The organism is Streptomyces sp. NPDC002176 (assembly GCF_044903645.1).
Lineage (GTDB): Bacteria > Actinomycetota > Actinomycetes > Streptomycetales > Streptomycetaceae > Streptomyces.
In genome coordinates, this window is the sequence record NZ_JBJDQW010000002.1 from 1006582 (window position 1) to 1023685 (window position 17104).

Here is a 17104-nt window from a genome sequence, read left to right on the forward strand (position 1 = left end):
GCTAAAACGGATGCCCATCGCTGGAACATCCCTCCAGGGAATGCACACGGCCCTGCCGGAACCGCGGGCCGGGGGCGGAAGGCCCACCGGGCGCCTGGTCGGTATTGCGCTCACGCTTCCCGGAAGATTCCCGTACGTCCAACCCGCAAGGGGTTGACGAGTACTGTGGGACTCGCTTCCGGTCCTCCCGGCGGGAGGCGCGCAGCATCAACGCTCGACCGAGCAACTCCGACAGTCTGCCATATGGCCTACCCCCCTGGCCAATCGAGCCGAGTAGATTACCCCGATAGTGACGCAGGTCAAACCCATCGGGGCCGTCACCTGAGGGCAACGTCACAGAGAACAGCGGAGAGGCCCGCACGACTTGCGTCGTGCGGGCCTCTCCGGGTCAGTCAATGACCCTCAAGCAAGGGGTACTTACTTGACGATCTTGGTGACCTGGCCGGCGCCCACCGTGCGGCCACCCTCGCGGATGGCGAACTTCAGGCCCTCTTCCATGGCGACGGGCTGGATGAGCGAAACGGTCATCTCAGTGTTGTCGCCCGGCATGACCATCTCGGTGCCCTCGGGGAGGGTCACGACGCCGGTCACGTCCGTGGTACGGAAGTAGAACTGCGGGCGGTAGTTGTTGAAGAACGGCGTGTGGCGGCCACCCTCGTCCTTGGACAGGATGTAGGCCTGGGCCTCGAACTCGGTGTGCGGGGTGACCGAACCGGGCTTGATGATGACCTGGCCGCGCTCGACGTCCTCGCGCTTGATGCCACGGAGGAGCAGACCGACGTTCTCACCGGCCTGGCCCTCGTCGAGCAGCTTGCGGAACATCTCGATGCCGGTGACCGTGGTGGTGGTCTTGTCCTGCTTGATACCGACGATGTCGACGGTCTCGTTGACCTTGAGGACACCACGCTCGATGCGGCCGGTGACGACGGTGCCACGACCGGTGATCGTGAAGACGTCCTCGATCGGCATCAGGAACGGCTTGTCGACGTCGCGCTCGGGCTGCGGGATGTTCTCGTCCACGGCCTTCATGAGCTCGAGGACGGTGTTGCCCCACTCCTTGTCGCCCTCGAGCGCCTTGAGCGCCGAGACCTTGACGACCGGCAGGTCGTCGCCCGGGAACTCGTACTCGGAGAGGAGCTCACGGACCTCGAGCTCGACGAGCTCCAGGATCTCCTCGTCGTCCACCATGTCGGCCTTGTTCAGGGCGACGACGATGTACGGAACGCCGACCTGGCGGGCCAGGAGCACGTGCTCCTTGGTCTGCGGCATCGGGCCGTCGGTGGCGGCGACCACGAGGATGGCGCCGTCCATCTGCGCGGCACCGGTGATCATGTTCTTGATGTAGTCCGCGTGACCGGGGCAGTCGACGTGGGCGTAGTGACGCGTCTCGGTCTGGTACTCGACGTGCGCGATCGAGATCGTGATACCGCGCTGGCGCTCCTCGGGAGCCTTGTCGATCTGGTCGAAGGCCGAGGCCTCGTTCAGGTCCGGGTACGCGTCGTGCAGCACCTTGGTAATGGCGGCCGTGAGGGTCGTCTTACCGTGGTCGATGTGACCGATGGTGCCGATGTTGACGTGCGGCTTAGTCCGCTCGAACTTCGCCTTCGCCACTGGGTCCTCCTGTGGAGTGGTTCTGGTACGCCTTACTCATCGGCGCCAGGTGATCTTTGCTGGGATGCCGCCCGCCAGGGTCTTTCCGCGTGGTCCGACCCTGGCGGTCGGTGTCAAGCCTAAAGCGTGCGAACGGGGTGCGTTACTCGCCCTTGGCCTTCGCGATGATCTCCTCGGCGACGTTCCGCGGAACCTCGGCGTAGGAGTCGAACTGCATCGAGTAGCTTGCGCGACCCGAGGTCTTGCTGCGGAGGTCTCCGACGTAGCCGAACATCTCCGAGAGGGGCACGAGGCCCTTCACGACGCGGGCACCGGCCCGCTCCTCCATGGCCTGGATCTGGCCACGGCGGGAGTTGATGTCGCCGATGACCTCGCCCATGTAGTCCTCGGGCGTGGTGACCTCGACGGCCATCATCGGCTCGAGGAGCACGGGGGAAGCCTTGCGCGCGGCCTCCTTGAAGGCCTGCGAACCGGCGATCTTGAAGGCCAGCTCGGAGGAGTCGACCTCGTGGTAGCCACCGTCGAGAAGAATGACGCGGACGCCCGTCATCTCGTAGCCGGCCAGGATGCCGAACTGCATGGCCTCCTGCGCACCCGCGTCCACCGAAGGGATGTACTCCTTCGGGATGCGGCCACCGGTGACCTTGTTCACGAACTCGTACGAGGCGTCGCCGCCCTCGATCGGCTCGATCGCGATCTGCACCTTGGCGAACTGACCGGTACCACCGGTCTGCTTCTTGTGCGTGTAGTCGAGTCGCTCGACGGCCTTGCGGATCGTCTCGCGGTACGCGACCTGCGGCTTGCCGACGTTGGCCTCGACCTTGAACTCACGGCGCATACGGTCGACCAGCACCTCGAGGTGCAGCTCGCCCATACCACCGATGATGGTCTGGCCGGTCTCCTCGTCCGAGTGAACCTGGAAGGAGGGGTCCTCCTCCGCGAGACGCTGGATGGCGACACCCAGCTTCTCCTGGTCACCCTTGGACTTGGGCTCGATGGCGACCTGAATGACCGGCGCCGGGAAGTCCATGGACTCCAGGATGACCGGGTTCTTGTCGTCGGACAGCGTCTCACCGGTGGTGGTCTGCTTCAGGCCCATGACGGCGACGATGTCACCGGCGCCCACCGACTCGATCTCCTCACGCTTGTTCGCGTGCATGCGGTAGATCTTGCCGATGCGCTCCTTCTTGCCCTTGACGGAGTTCAGCACCGAGGTGCCGGACTCCAGGCGGCCCGAGTAGACCCGGACGAAGGTGAGCTTGCCGAGGTGCGGGTCGCTCATGATCTTGAACGCGAGCGCCGACAGCGGCTCTTCCTCGGACGGCTTGCGCTTGACGACGACCTCGGGGTCCTTGACGTCGTGGCCCTCGATGGCCTCGACGTCGAGCGGGGTCGGCAGGTAGCGCACGACCGCGTCGAGCAGGGGCTGGACGCCCTTGTTCTTGAACGCGGTGCCGCAGAACACCGGGGTGACGGTGACGCCCTCGGACTTGCCGGACGCGATGGTGATCCGACGGATCGCGGCGTAGAGCTGCTCCTCGGTGGGCTCCTGGCCCTCGAGGAAGAGCTCCATGATCTCGTCGTCGTGCTCGGCGACGGTCTCGACCAGCTTGCCGCGGTACTCCTCGGCAGCCTCGACGTGCGTGGCCGGGATGTCGACGACGTCGTACATCTCGCCCTTGGCCGCCTCGGCGGACCACACGAGCGCCTTCATGCGGACGAGGTCCACAACGCCCTGGAAGTCCATCTCGGCACCGATCGGGAGCTGCATGATGATCGGGACCGCGCCGAGGCGGTCCTTGATCATGTCCACGCAGCGGTGGAACTCGGCGCCGGTACGGTCCAGCTTGTTCACGAAGCAGATGCGCGGCACGCCGTAACGGTCGGCCTGACGCCACACCGTCTCGGACTGCGGCTCGACACCGGCGACACCGTCGAACACCGTGACGGCACCGTCGAGGACGCGGAGCGAACGCTCCACCTCGACCGTGAAGTCGACGTGCCCGGGGGTGTCGATGATGTTGATCGTGTAGTCGTCGCCCTCGAGCGGCCAGTGACAGGTGGTGGCAGCAGAGGTGATCGTGATGCCACGCTCCTGCTCCTGCTCCATCCAGTCCATGGTGGCAGCGCCGTCGTGGACCTCACCGATCTTGTAGCTGACGCCGGTGTAGAAGAGGATCCGCTCGGTGGTGGTCGTCTTGCCCGCGTCGATGTGGGCCATGATCCCGATGTTGCGGACCTTGGCCAGGTCAAGTGAAGTGGTAGCCATAAGGCTTCAGTCTTCTCTCGGTCTCGATGTGGGTAGCGACTACCAGCGGTAGTGCGCGAAGGCCTTGTTGGACTCGGCCATCTTGTGCGTGTCCTCGCGCTTCTTGACGGCCGCACCGAGGCCGTTCGAAGCGTCGAGAAGCTCGTTGAGCAGACGCTCGGTCATCGTCTTCTCGCGACGGGCGCGGGAGTAACCGACGAGCCAGCGCAGCGCGAGCGTGCTGGCGCGACCGGGCTTGACCTCGATCGGCACCTGGTACGTCGCACCGCCGACGCGGCGGGACTTGACCTCGAGGGTCGGCTTGATGTTCTCCAGCGCGCGCTTCAGCGTGATGACCGGGTCGTTGCCGGTCTTCTCACGCAGACCCTCCATGGCGCCGTAGACGATGCGCTCGGCGGTGGAGCGCTTGCCGTTGAGCAGCACCTTGTTGATGAGGGAGGTCACCAGAGGAGAACCGTAGACCGGGTCGATGATGACCGGGCGCTTCGGGGCGGGGCCCTTACGAGGCATTCTTACTTCTCCTTCTTGGCGCCGTAGCGGCTGCGGGCCTGCTTGCGGTTCTTGACACCCTGGGTGTCGAGCGAGCCGCGGATGATCTTGTAGCGAACACCCGGCAGGTCCTTCACACGGCCGCCGCGCACGAGCACGATCGAGTGCTCCTGCAGGTTGTGTCCCTCACCCGGGATGTAGGCCGTGACCTCGATGCCGCTGGTCAGACGCACACGCGCGACCTTACGCAGGGCCGAGTTCGGCTTCTTCGGGGTGGTCGTGAACACACGCGTGCAGACGCCACGACGCTGGGGCGAACCCTCGAGTGCGGGCGTCTTGTTCTTCTCGACCTTGTCCTGCCGGCCCTTCCGGACCAGCTGCTGGATCGTAGGCACTACTTCTCCGGTTTCTGTGTGCCGAATGGTGAAGCTAACCTGGAACGCCCCCGACCCACGCGGTCGGGTGTGTCGAACCCACGGACTCCCGCCGCAAAGGGAAGAGCGCGGATTTCGGTGGCCGCTTACGGCTCGCCGTGCGGTGAGAAGCACACACAGGAGCCAGGGCACACCCCAGGCACAAGGTCTGAGCGTACCTATCGCACGGACTTCGGTCAAAACAAATGCCAGGCGGCCACCCGCGAGGGACAGGTCATGTCAAGTCCCAACGCCGCCGACGATCTTCGATTTCACGTAGCGCACACACGGCGCCACGCTCCCGTCATCCGTCCAGCACGCCCACCGTGATCAGCAGCAGCCAGAACAGGGCCCAGCCGCCGACGGACAGCCAGCCCAGAACAAGGCCGGTCAGAGCCAGTCCGTCCCCGTCCTCGCCGGTGCGGCGGATCTCCGTGCGCGCGGTGTGCCCGAGCACCACCGCCGGGATTCCGGTGAGCCCCGCGGTCAGCAGACACAGCAGCCCGCACACCGCGGCCCCGACCGCCTTGCCGTTCGCCGCGGGCCGCGGTGTGGGCAGAAACACCTGCGGTACGGGCGCCACGGGCGCCGGATACGGCGTCGGACCCTGCGGGAGGTCGGCCACCACCAACGCCAGCTCGCCGACCGTACGGGCCGTGTAGACCCGCGCCACCCGGCGGTCGAACTCCCCCTTCTCCAGCCGACCTTCGGCGAACCCGGCACGCAGCACGTCCACGGCCCGCTCTCGGTCGGCGTGCGAGGCCAGCATGAACGAGGCTCCGCCGCCGTGGCCCTGGGGCGACATCGGCCAGTGAGCCGGGGGCTGCGGCTGGAAGGGGCCCGCGAAGGGCGCCACGGGCCAGCTCTGCGGCCGCGGTGGAGCCGGTGGTGCACCCGCCGCGGGGTCGTTGTTGTCCGGCCACGACGGATGCCACGACGGTTGCGACACGGAGCACCTCCCGAACCCCCGACCGGGGTTCTTCCATCATGCGCCCAAATGTCCGCCGGGCGGGCGGAAAACGCCGAAGGGCGGCACCCCCGAGAGGATGCCGCCCTTCAGATCGAGTGCCTTTCGGCTGCTCGCCTACTGGTTGTACGGACCGTAGTCGTAGTCCTCCAGCGGAACGGCCTGGCCGGAGCCCGCGCCGAACGGCGAGTAGTCGATGTCGTCGTAGCCGACGGCCGAGTACATCGCGGCCTTGGCCTCCTCGGTCGGCTCGACCCGGATGTTGCGGTAGCGGGACAGACCCGTACCGGCCGGGATGAGCTTACCGATGATGACGTTCTCCTTGAGGCCGATCAGGGAGTCGGACTTGGCGTTGATCGCCGCGTCCGTCAGGACCCTGGTCGTCTCCTGGAAGGAGGCCGCGGACAGCCACGACTCGGTCGCCAGCGACGCCTTGGTGATACCCATCAGCTGCGGACGGCCGGAGGCGGGGTGACCGTTCTCCTGGACCACACGACGGTTCTCGGTCTCGAACTTCGAGCGCTCGACCAGCTCGCCGGGCAGCAGCTCGGCATCGCCGGACTCGATGATCGTCACCCGGCGGAGCATCTGCCGGATGATGATCTCGATGTGCTTGTCGTGGATCGACACACCCTGCGAGTTGTAGACCTTCTGGACCTCGCCGACCAGGTGGACCTGGACGGCACGCTGACCCAGGATGCGCAGCACGTCGTGCGGGTTGGTGGCACCCACGGTGAGCTGCTGGCCCACGTCGACGTGCTCGCCCTCGCGGACCAGGACCTTGGCACGCTTGGAGATCGGGAACGCCGTCTCGTCGCTGCCGTCGTCCGGGGTCACGACGAGCTTCTTGGTCTTCTCGGTCTCCTCGATCCGCACGCGGCCGCTGGCCTCGGAGATCGGGGCGACACCCTTCGGGGTACGGGCCTCGAAGAGCTCGACGACACGCGGCAGACCCTGGGTGATGTCGTCACCGGCCACACCACCGGTGTGGAAGGTACGCATCGTCAGCTGGGTACCGGGCTCACCGATGGACTGGGCGGCGATGATGCCGACCGCCTCACCGATGTCCACCAGCTTGCCGGTGGCCAGCGAACGGCCGTAGCACATCGCGCAGGTACCGACGGCGGACTCGCAGGTCAGGACCGAGCGGGTCTTGACCTCCTCGACGCCGGCCTTGACCAGCTGGTCGATGAGAACGTCACCGAGGTCGACGCCCGCCGGGGCGAGCACCTTGCCGTCGACGACGATGTCCTCGGCGAGGCAGCGCGCGTACACGGACGTCTCGACGTTGTCCGCCTTGCGCAGCACACCGTCGGCGCCGCGCTCGGCGATCGACAGCTTGAGGCCGCGCTCGGTGCCGCAGTCCTCCTCGCGGATGATGACGTCCTGCGAGACGTCCACCAGACGACGGGTGAGGTAACCCGAGTCGGCGGTACGCAGGGCGGTGTCCGCCAGACCCTTACGGGCACCGTGGGTGGAGATGAAGTACTCCAGCACGGACAGGCCCTCACGGAAGGACGCCTTGATCGGACGCGGGATGGTCTCGTTCTTGGCGTTCGACACCAGACCACGCATACCGGCGATCTGCCGCATCTGCATCATGTTTCCTCGGGCACCCGAGTCAACCATCATGAAGATGGGGTTCGTCTTGGGGAAGTTCTCGTTCATCGCCTCGGCGACCTCGTTGGTCGCCTTGGTCCAGATCGCGATGAGCTCCTGAGTGCGCTCTTCCTTGGTGATCAGACCGCGCTCGTACTGCTTCTGGACCTTCTCGTCCTGCGCCTCGTAGCCCTTGACGATCTCCTTCTTCGCCTCGGGAACGACGACGTCGGAGATGGCCACGGTGACGCCGGAACGGGTCGCCCAGTAGAAGCCCGCCGCCTTCAGGTTGTCGAGCGTCGCCGCCACGATGACCTTGGGGTAGCGCTCGGCCAGGTCGTTGACGATCTCGGAGAGCTGCTTCTTGCCCACCGAGTAGTCGACGAACGGGTAGTCCTCGGGCAGCAGCTCGTTGAAGAGCGCGCGGCCCAGGGTGGTGCGCAGCCGGAAGCTGTCGCCCGTCTGGTACTCGGGCTCGCCCTCCTCGCGCGCCGGCGGCGTCCAGCCACGCGGCGGGATGGTGCCCACCGGGAAGCGGATGTCGATCGGCGACTGCAGCGCCAGCTCACCGGCGTCGAACGCCATGATCGCCTCGGCCGTGGAGCCGAACGCGCGGCCCTCGCCCTTGGTGTCACGCAGTTCACCGTCGGTGGTGAGGAAGAACAGACCGAGGACCATGTCCTGGGTCGGCATCGTCACCGGACGGCCGTCGGCGGGCTTGAGGATGTTGTTCGAGGACAGCATCAGGATGCGGGCCTCGGCCTGCGCCTCCGCGGACAGCGGCAGGTGCACGGCCATCTGGTCACCGTCGAAGTCCGCGTTGAACGCGGTGCAGACGAGCGGGTGGATCTGGATGGCCTTGCCCTCGACCAGCTGCGGCTCGAACGCCTGGATGCCGAGGCGGTGCAGGGTGGGAGCACGGTTCAGCAGCACCGGGTGCTCGGCGATGACCTCTTCGAGGACGTCGTACACGACGGTGCGGCCGCGCTCCACCATGCGCTTGGCGCTCTTGATGTTCTGCGCGTGGTTCAGGTCGACCAGGCGCTTCATCACGAACGGCTTGAAGAGCTCCAGCGCCATGGCCTTGGGCAGACCGCACTGGTGCAGCTTCAGCTGCGGGCCGACGACGATGACGGAACGCGCCGAGTAGTCGACTCGCTTACCGAGCAGGTTCTGACGGAAACGACCCTGCTTGCCCTTGAGCATGTCGCTCAGGGACTTCAGCGGGCGGTTACCGGGACCGGTGACCGGGCGACCACGACGACCGTTGTCGAAGAGGGCGTCCACGGCCTCCTGGAGCATGCGCTTCTCGTTGTTCACGATGATCTCGGGCGCGCCGAGGTCGAGAAGCCGCTTCAGGCGGTTGTTGCGGTTGATGACACGGCGGTACAGGTCGTTCAGGTCGGAGGTCGCGAAGCGGCCACCGTCCAGCTGCACCATCGGACGCAGGTCCGGCGGGATGACCGGCACGCAGTCGAGCACCATGCCCTTGGGGCTGTTGCTGGTCTGCAGGAACGCGGAGACGACCTTGAGGCGCTTGAGCGCACGGGTCTTCTTCTGGCCCTTGCCGGTGCGGATGATCTCGCGGAGACGCTCGGCCTCCTCCTCGAGGTCGAAGGACTCCAGGCGCTTCTGCAGCGCCGCGGCACCCATCGAGCCGTCGAAGTACGTGCCGAAGCGGTCACGCAGCTCGCGGTAGAGCAGCTCGTCGCCCTCGAGGTCCTGGACCTTGAGGTTCTTGAAGCGGCTCCACACCTCGTCGAGGCGGTCGATCTCGCGCTGCGCGCGGTCGCGCAGCTGCTTCATCTCGCGCTCGGCACCCTCGCGCACCTTGCGGCGCACGTCGGCCTTGGCGCCCTCGGCCTCCAGCTCGGCCAGGTCGGTCTCGAGCTTCTTGGCGCGGTTCTCCAGGTCGGAGTCGCGGCGGTTCTCGATCTGCTGACGCTCGACGGAGACGTGCGCCTCCAGCGAGGGCAGGTCGCGCTGACGACGCTCCTCGTCGACGTACGTGATCATGTACGCGGCGAAGTAGATGACCTTCTCGAGGTCCTTCGGGGCGAGGTCGAGCAGGTAGCCCAGTCGCGACGGAACACCCTTGAAGTACCAGATGTGGGTGACGGGAGCGGCAAGCTCGATGTGACCCATCCGCTCACGGCGCACCTTGGCGCGCGTGACCTCGACGCCACAGCGCTCACAGATGATGCCCTTGAAGCGGACGCGCTTGTACTTGCCGCAGTAGCACTCCCAGTCCCGGGTCGGACCGAAGATCTTCTCGCAGAAGAGTCCGTCCTTCTCGGGCTTGAGCGTGCGGTAGTTGATGGTCTCCGGCTTCTTGACCTCGCCGTGGCTCCACTGACGGATGTCGTCAGCGGTGGCCAGACCGATCCGGAGCTCGTCGAAGAAGTTGACGTCGAGCACTATGCGTCAATCCCTCTCAGGGTTGTAAGTCATGGGGTCTGAAACGGGGGTCCTGGGGCCGGACGGGGGCTCAGTTCCTTGCGGGACCGAGCCCCCGTGCCGGACTCCCGTCAGACCTCTTCGACGCTGCTCGGCTCGCGCCGGGACAGGTCGATACCGAGCTCCTCCGCTGCGCGGAAGACGTCCTCGTCGGTGTCGCGCATCTCGATGGACATGCCGTCCGAGGACAGCACCTCCACGTTGAGGCACAGGGACTGCATCTCCTTGATGAGCACCTTGAAGGACTCGGGGATGCCGGGCTCGGGGATGTTCTCGCCCTTGACGATGGCCTCGTAGACCTTCACGCGGCCGGTGACGTCGTCGGACTTGATGGTCAGCAGCTCCTGGAGGGCGTAGGCGGCGCCGTAAGCCTCCAGCGCCCACACCTCCATCTCGCCGAATCGCTGGCCACCGAACTGAGCCTTACCACCCAGCGGCTGCTGGGTGATCATCGAGTACGGACCGGTCGAACGGGCGTGCAGCTTGTCGTCGACCAGGTGGTGGAGCTTGAGGATGTACATGTAGCCGACCGAGATCGGCTCCGGGAACGGCTCACCCGAGCGGCCGTCGAACAGCGGCGCCTTACCGGTCGGGAGCACCATGCGCTCGCCGTCGCGGTTCGGGATCGTGTGCTCGAGCAGACCGGCCAGCTCGTCCTCACGCGCACCGTCGAACACCGGGGTGGCGACGTTGGTGCCGGGGGCGACCTGGTCGGCGCCGATCGCCTGGAGGCGCTCGGCCCACTCGTCCGCGAGGCCGGAGACGTCCCAGCCGCGGCTGGCGAGCCAGCCGAGGTGGATCTCCAGGACCTGTCCCGGGTTCATTCGGGACGGGACACCCAGCGGGTTCAGGATGATGTCGACCGGGGTGCCGTCCTCCAGGAACGGCATGTCCTCGATCGGCAGGATCTTGGAGATGACGCCCTTGTTGCCGTGACGGCCGGCGAGCTTGTCACCGTCGGTGATCTTGCGCTTCTGCGCGACGTAGACGCGGACCAGCTGGTTCACGCCCGGCGGCAGCTCGTCGCCCTCTTCGCGGTCGAAGACGCGGACACCGATGATCTTGCCGGTCTCGCCGTGCGGCACCTTCAGCGAGGTGTCGCGGACCTCACGGGCCTTCTCACCGAAGATCGCGCGCAGCAGACGCTCCTCCGGCGTCAGCTCGGTCTCACCCTTGGGCGTGACCTTGCCGACGAGGATGTCGCCCGCGGTGACCTCGGCGCCGATGCGGATGATGCCGCGCTCGTCCAGGTCCGCCAGGACCTCCTCGGAGACGTTCGGGATGTCCCGCGTGATCTCCTCGGGGCCGAGCTTGGTGTCACGGGCGTCGACCTCGTGCTCCTCGATGTGGATCGAGGAGAGGACGTCGTCCTGCACGAGGCGCTGCGACAGGATGATCGCGTCCTCGTAGTTGTGACCCTCCCACGGCATGAACGCCACGAGCAGGTTCTTGCCCAGGGCCATCTCGCCGTTCTCGGTGGCCGGACCGTCGGCCAGGACCTGGCCTTCGATGATCCGGTCGCCCTCGTTGACGATGACCTTCTGGTTGACCGACGTTCCCTGGTTGGACCGGGAGAACTTGTGCAGGCGGTACGTGATGTACGTGCCGTCGTCGTTGGTCGTGGTGACGTAGTCCGCGGAGACCTCCTGGACCACACCCGCCTTCGTGGCCTTGACCACGTCGCCGGCGTCGACGGCGGAGCGGTACTCCATGCCGGTGCCGACGAGCGGGGCCTCGCTCTTGATGAGCGGCACGGCCTGACGCATCATGTTCGCGCCCATGAGGGCACGGTTGGCGTCGTCGTGCTCGAGGAACGGGATCATGGCGGTCGCGACCGACACCATCTGGCGCGGCGAGACGTCCATGTAGTCGACCTCGTCACCGGGGACGTAGTCGACCTCGCCGCCACGACGGCGGACCAGGACGCGGGCCTCTTCGAAGCGCATGTCGTCACTGAGCGTGGCGTTGGCCTGCGCGATGACGAAGCGGTCCTCCTCGTCGGCGGTCAGGTAGTCCACCTCGTCGGTGACCTGGCCGTCGACGACCTTGCGGTACGGGGTCTCGACGAAACCGAACGCGTTGACCCGGCCGTAGGAGGCGAGCGAGCCGATCAGACCGATGTTCGGGCCTTCGGGCGTCTCGATCGGGCACATGCGGCCGTAGTGCGAGGGGTGCACGTCACGGACCTCGAAGCCGGCCCGCTCACGGGAGAGACCACCCGGACCAAGCGCCGACAGACGGCGCTTGTGGGTGAGACCCGACAGCGGGTTGTTCTGGTCCATGAACTGCGACAGCTGGCTGGTGCCGAAGAACTCCTTGATGGAGGCGACGACCGGCCGGATGTTGATCAGGGTCTGCGGCGTGATCGCCTCGACGTCCTGGGTGGTCATGCGCTCACGCACGACCCGCTCCATACGGGCGAGACCCGTACGGACCTGGTTCTGGATCAGCTCGCCGACGCTGCGCAGGCGACGGTTGCCGAAGTGGTCGATGTCGTCGGTCTCGACGACGATCGACTGGCCGCTGTCGCCGACCGTCTCGGTCTCACCGGCGTGCAGCTTCACCAGGTACTTGATCGTCGAGATGATGTCCTCGACGGTCAGGACGCCCGCGTTCAGCGGAGCGTCCGCACCCAGCTTCTTGTTGACCTTGTAGCGGCCGACCTTGGCGAGGTCGTAGCGCTTGGGGTTGAAGTAGAGGTTCTCGAGCAGCGTCTGCGCGGCCTCACGCGTGGGCGGCTCGCCCGGACGCAGCTTGCGGTAGATGTCGAGCAGCGCGTCGTCCTGGCCCTGGGTGTGGTCCTTCTCCAGGGTGGCGCGCATGGACTCGTACTCGCCGAACTCCTCGAGGATCTGCTCGGTGGTCCAGCCGAGCGCCTTGAGCAGTACGGTGACCGACTGCTTGCGCTTGCGGTCGATGCGGACACCGACCATGTCGCGCTTGTCGATCTCCATCTCCAGCCAGGCACCCCGGGACGGGATGATCTTGGAGGAGAAGATGTCCTTGTCGGACGTCTTGTCGATCGACGAGTCGAAGTAGACACCCGGCGAGCGGACCAGCTGCGACACCACGACACGCTCGGTGCCGTTGATGACGAAGGTGCCCTTGTTCGTCATGAGCGGGAAGTCGCCCATGAAGACGGTCTGGGACTTGATCTCGCCGGTCTCGTTGTTGGTGAACTCGGCGGTGACGAAGAGCGGCGCGGCGTACGTGAAGTCGCGGTCCTTGCACTCGTCGATGGAGTTCTTCGGCGGCTCGAAGCGGTGGTCGCGGAACGTCAGCGACATCGACCCGGAGAAGTCCTCGATCGGGGAGATCTCCTCGAAGATCTCCTCCAGACCGGACTTGGTGGGGACGTCCTGACCGTTCTCGAGAGCCTTCTCGACGCGAGCCTTCCAGGCGTCGTTGCCGAGCAGCCAGTCGAAGCTCTCGGTCTGGAGCGCAAGAAGGTTCGGAACCTCGAGGGGCTCCTTGATCTTTGCAAAGGAGATGCGCAGCGGGGCGGTGCTGGCGCCGTTGTTCGTATTCGCGGTCGAGGCAGTGCGCGAGGCGGCCAAGAGGGGGTCCTTCCGAGGGCTCGGACTCACTACGCGCGTACCGGTCCCTCTCCCAGGCTCACGACGGGAAACCCCAGGTCAGGGAAGTTCGGTCGTCGGTGCTCGGGTGGGGGCAGACCCCTGGTGACGGGCAGGGGACAGCTAACAGGCAGCGCAAAGGGTCAGTGTAGCCACTTGGCACACTGATGTCCAGTGCGGGTTTTAAAGACCCTCGTTTTCCTCAACGCCCTCGTCTTCGACGCCCTCGGCATGCTTGCCCTCGACGCAGGATGATCCTGCCCTCTTCGCCGTCGATCCATGCCTCGGATTCGGATCGTTGTGACGACGCGTCCTGAGAATTGCGCGCTGCGTGCGGTTCGTCAAGGCCCCCCAGCCGGAATGGGGCCTTCCGGAGACACAACGAAGATCACCATACCCCTCGCCACGACGAGCGCAAGGCAACCCCGGTCGTCCCCGGATACGCCGAAGAGCGACCACCCGGATGGATGATCGCTCTTCGGTACGTTCGCGTTACAGCCTCAGGAGGCCGTAGTCACGCGTGTGAGGTTCGCGGAACCCCGTGAGGTGTTACTTGACCTCGACGGAGGCGCCGGCGGCCTTGAGGGACTCGGCAGCCTTCTCCGCGGCCTCCTTGGTGACCTTCTCGAGGACCGGCTTCGGGGTGCCGTCGACGAGGTCCTTGGCCTCCTTCAGACCCAGGGAGGTCAGCTCACGCACGACCTTGATGACCTGGATCTTCTTCTCGCCGGCGCCGGTGAGGACGACGTCGAACTCGTCCTGCTCCTCAGCGGCCTCGGCCGGGGCGCCGGGGGCGGCGGGGCCGGCAACGGCGACCGCGGCGGCGGCGGTGACGTCGAACTTGTCCTCGAAGGCCTTCACGAACTCGGAGAGCTCGATGAGGGTCATCTCCTCGAACTGGGCAAGCAGCTCGTCCTGGGTGAGCTTCGCCATGATGGCGGTCCTTCCACTCGATCGGCGGGTGCCGGATGTACTGGATGTGGCGGGCGTACTTAGGCCCGCTGCGACCCTGGCCGCATCAGGCGGCGAGAGTCAGAAAGCGAGCCGAATTACTCGGCACCGCCCTGCTCGGCCTGCTTGGCACGGAGCGCGTCCACGGTGCGGACGAGCTTCGAGGGCAGCGCCTGGAAGAGCTGAGCAGCCTGAGACTGCTTGCCCTTGAAGGCACCGGCCAGCTTGCTGAGCAGAACCTCGCGGGACTCGAGGTCCGCAAGCTTCTTGATCTCGTCGGCGGACAGCGCCTTACCGTCAAGGACACCGCCCTTGATGACGAGATTCGGGTTGTCCTTGGCGAAGTCACGGAGACCCTTCGCCGACTCCACCGGGTCACCGGTGACGAAGGCGACAGCCGTCGGACCGTTGAACAGGTCGTCCAGCGTCGTGATCCCGGCCTCGTTGGCCGCAATCTTGGTCAGCGTGTTCTTCACCACGGCGTACTTGGCGTTCTCACCGAGCGACCGGCGCAGGTTCTTGACCTGCGCCACGGTGAGACCGCGGTACTCGGTAAGCACGGCAGCGTTGGAGTTGCGGAACGCTTCCGTCAACTCGGCCACTGCGGCAGCCTTGTCGGGCCTCGCCATAGAGCCTCGGCCTCCTTCCGGGTGATTCTGACCGCGCGGACCCGAAGGAGGACTAGGAAAAACGAAACGCCCCGGCGCAGGCGCTCGGGGCGGACTCGACCGGCTGCTTACGCGTGGACGCGTCTGCTCCGGGAGTACTTCCACTGACACCTGCGCGGGTCGCCCACTTTGCAGTAGGTCCTTCGGCCACCACACCCTCAGGTGAGCGTGCGGCAACGACCAGCGGTCTTTGGCTTCTCGAGGAGAGTACGGGACTCGGGCGCCGTCGAGCAAATCCGGTCGGAGCGGACCCCTCTCCGGAGTGCTCAGCGGGCGCCGGTGATGCCCTTGGAGCGCGCCAGTTTCGTGAAGTCCTGGGTGTCGGAAGCCGGGGGCGCCTCGGCGACGACACGGACACCGTAGTCGCGGTAGTAGGCGGTGCTGACCAGGCTGCCCTGCCCGGTGTCGGCCCGCTCGACCTTCTTGACCAGCAGGTTCCGGTGGTCGATCCAGAGGTCGACGGTCTCCGTGCTGACCCCGGCCTGGTCCAGCTGGCGTTTGAGTCCGGCCAGCTCGCGGGCGCTGAGCCCGCTGTCCCGGCCCGCCAGGTCGGCAACCTCGACCCGGCCCCGGTAGTGCGTGGCCGCGGTGCCCTGGACCCGCTCGGCGCCGACCCGGCGCACGTCCCCGGAGGCCAGCAGCATCTTGACCGACTGGTTGGGGGTGGTGTTGCGCATCTGGTCCTTCAGATACATCCCGAGACCCCCGCCGCCGCGGGCGAGGTCGGCGTACGCGTACCTGATCCAGTGCCGACCGCCGGACCGCTGCGCGAAGGTGTCGCTCATGCGCGCGTAGTAGGCGTCCGGGAGATAGCGGGCCCGCAGGGACGGGGTGCCCGCCTTGCGCATGGCGGCGGCGAGGGTGCCGCCGGTGTAGCGGATGGTGAGGTGGCCGGTGACGCCGTCGTCCCAGCGCAGGGCGCCGTCGGAGGAGAGGGAGAGGGCCTTGCCGTAGCTGAGCGTGGAGCGGACGCGGACCGACTCGGCGCGGTCGGTGGACCGCTCGGCGGTGCGCAGGGCGGCCAGCGAGCGGTCCTGGCCGTCGTCCCGGGCCTCGCCGCAGGCGGCCGGAGTGGTCAGCGCCAGCGCCAGCGCCGCGAACCCCACCCGGCGCACGGTCGTGCTCCTCATCGGCTCCCCCACCCCTGTACGCACCCTCTGCCCGCACCGTAACCCAGGGCGCGGGCGGCCGGGAGAGGAAAAGGGGAGGACCCCGCACCTTGGAAAGGTGCGGGGTCCTCGACCTGCGTACGCGCCGCTGCCGCGGCTACCTGCTGAGCGGGGCTCAGACGGCGGCCGGGTCCTCCGCGACGAGGAGGTTGCGGGTGCGGTTCTGGTCCACCAGGATGCCGGGGCCCATCGTGGTGCTGATGGCGGCCTTCTTGATGTAGCGACCCTTGGCGGCGGACGGCTTCAGACGGAGGATCTCCTCCAGCGCGGCGCCGTAGTTCTCCACCAGCTGGGTGTCGTCGAACGACGTCTTGCCGATGATGAAGTGCAGGTTCGAGTGCTTGTCGACGCGGAACTCGATCTTGCCGCCCTTGATCTCGGTCACGGCCTTGGCCACGTCCGGGGTCACGGTGCCGGTCTTCGGGTTCGGCATCAGACCACGCGGGCCGAGGACGCGGCCGAGGCGGCCGACCTTGCCCATGAGGTCCGGGGTGGCGACGACGGCGTCGAAGTCCAGACGGCCCTTCGCGACCTCGTCGATCAGCTCGTCGGAGCCGACGATGTCGGCGCCCGCGGCGAGCGCGGCCTCAGCACGGTCACCGGTCGCGAAGACCAGGACCCGGGCGGTCTTGCCGGTGCCGTGCGGGAGGTTCACGGTGCCACGGACCATCTGGTCGGCCTTGCGCGGGTCGACACCCAGGCGGAAGGCGACCTCGACGGTGCCGTCGAACTTGGTCGTGGAGGTCTCCTTGGCGAGACGGACGGCCTCGAGCGGGGCGTAGAGCTTCTCCCGGTCGACCTTGGCGTCCGCAGCGCGGAGAGCCTTGCTGCGCTTGCTCACAACTGCTCCTGTGTGTTCTGAAAGGAGTCGTGGTACGGGCCGAGCGGGCCCTGCCACGTGCGACCGGTTACGGCCGCATGACTACGAGGTGGGTG

The 17104-nt window shown here is 66.7% G+C and carries 11 protein-coding genes; all 11 read right to left on the reverse strand.

The window, feature by feature from the left end:
* Nucleotides 1-417 precede the first annotated feature (417 nt).
* Nucleotides 418-1611, reverse strand: coding sequence for an elongation factor Tu (tuf, locus tag ACI2LY_RS12905; RefSeq protein WP_031180867.1), 1194 nt, complete (start codon nt 1609-1611; stop codon nt 418-420).
* Between the two features lie 142 nt (nt 1612-1753).
* Entirely contained in the window at nt 1754-3880 is a 2127-nt protein-coding gene (gene fusA, locus ACI2LY_RS12910; protein ID WP_388996899.1) for an elongation factor G, read from the reverse strand.
* A gap of 39 nt (nt 3881-3919) precedes the next feature.
* Nucleotides 3920-4390, reverse strand: coding sequence for a 30S ribosomal protein S7 (gene rpsG, locus ACI2LY_RS12915; RefSeq protein WP_081218873.1), 471 nt, complete (start codon nt 4388-4390; stop codon nt 3920-3922).
* Nucleotides 4391-4392: 2 nt separating this feature from the next.
* A complete protein-coding gene (rpsL, locus tag ACI2LY_RS12920) occupies nt 4393-4764 on the reverse strand; it encodes a 30S ribosomal protein S12 (protein ID WP_003948652.1) in 372 nt (123 codons plus the stop codon).
* A gap of 322 nt (nt 4765-5086) precedes the next feature.
* Nucleotides 5087-5551: a DUF1707 and DUF4190 domain-containing protein gene (locus ACI2LY_RS12925; protein WP_404707326.1), complete on the reverse strand. Its 465-nt coding sequence runs from the start codon at nt 5549-5551 to the stop codon at nt 5087-5089.
* 315 nt (nt 5552-5866) lie between these two features.
* Nucleotides 5867-9766 (reverse strand): DNA-directed RNA polymerase subunit beta', encoded by a 3900-nt coding sequence (locus tag ACI2LY_RS12930; RefSeq protein ID WP_388996905.1) that lies wholly within the window; start codon nt 9764-9766, stop codon nt 5867-5869.
* Between the two features lie 110 nt (nt 9767-9876).
* Nucleotides 9877-13362, reverse strand: a complete 3486-nt coding sequence (rpoB, locus tag ACI2LY_RS12935; protein ID WP_393595890.1) for a DNA-directed RNA polymerase subunit beta — start codon at nt 13360-13362, stop codon at nt 9877-9879.
* A 567-nt stretch (nt 13363-13929) separates the two neighbouring features.
* Nucleotides 13930-14313 carry a 50S ribosomal protein L7/L12 gene (rplL, locus tag ACI2LY_RS12940; protein ID WP_393595891.1) on the reverse strand — a complete coding sequence of 128 codons (384 nt, stop codon included), beginning with the start codon at nt 14311-14313 and terminating at the stop codon, nt 13930-13932.
* Between the two features lie 116 nt (nt 14314-14429).
* Nucleotides 14430-14960: a 50S ribosomal protein L10 gene (gene rplJ / locus ACI2LY_RS12945; RefSeq protein ID WP_384358853.1), complete on the reverse strand. Its 531-nt coding sequence runs from the start codon at nt 14958-14960 to the stop codon at nt 14430-14432.
* Between the two features lie 305 nt (nt 14961-15265).
* On the reverse strand, nt 15266-16129 hold the full coding sequence (locus ACI2LY_RS12950; RefSeq protein ID WP_404707169.1) for a hypothetical protein: 864 nt from the start codon (nt 16127-16129) through the stop codon (nt 15266-15268).
* Between the two features lie 154 nt (nt 16130-16283).
* Nucleotides 16284-17009, reverse strand: coding sequence for a 50S ribosomal protein L1 (gene rplA, locus ACI2LY_RS12955; RefSeq protein WP_393604838.1), 726 nt, complete (start codon nt 17007-17009; stop codon nt 16284-16286).
* Nucleotides 17010-17104 lie beyond the last annotated feature (95 nt).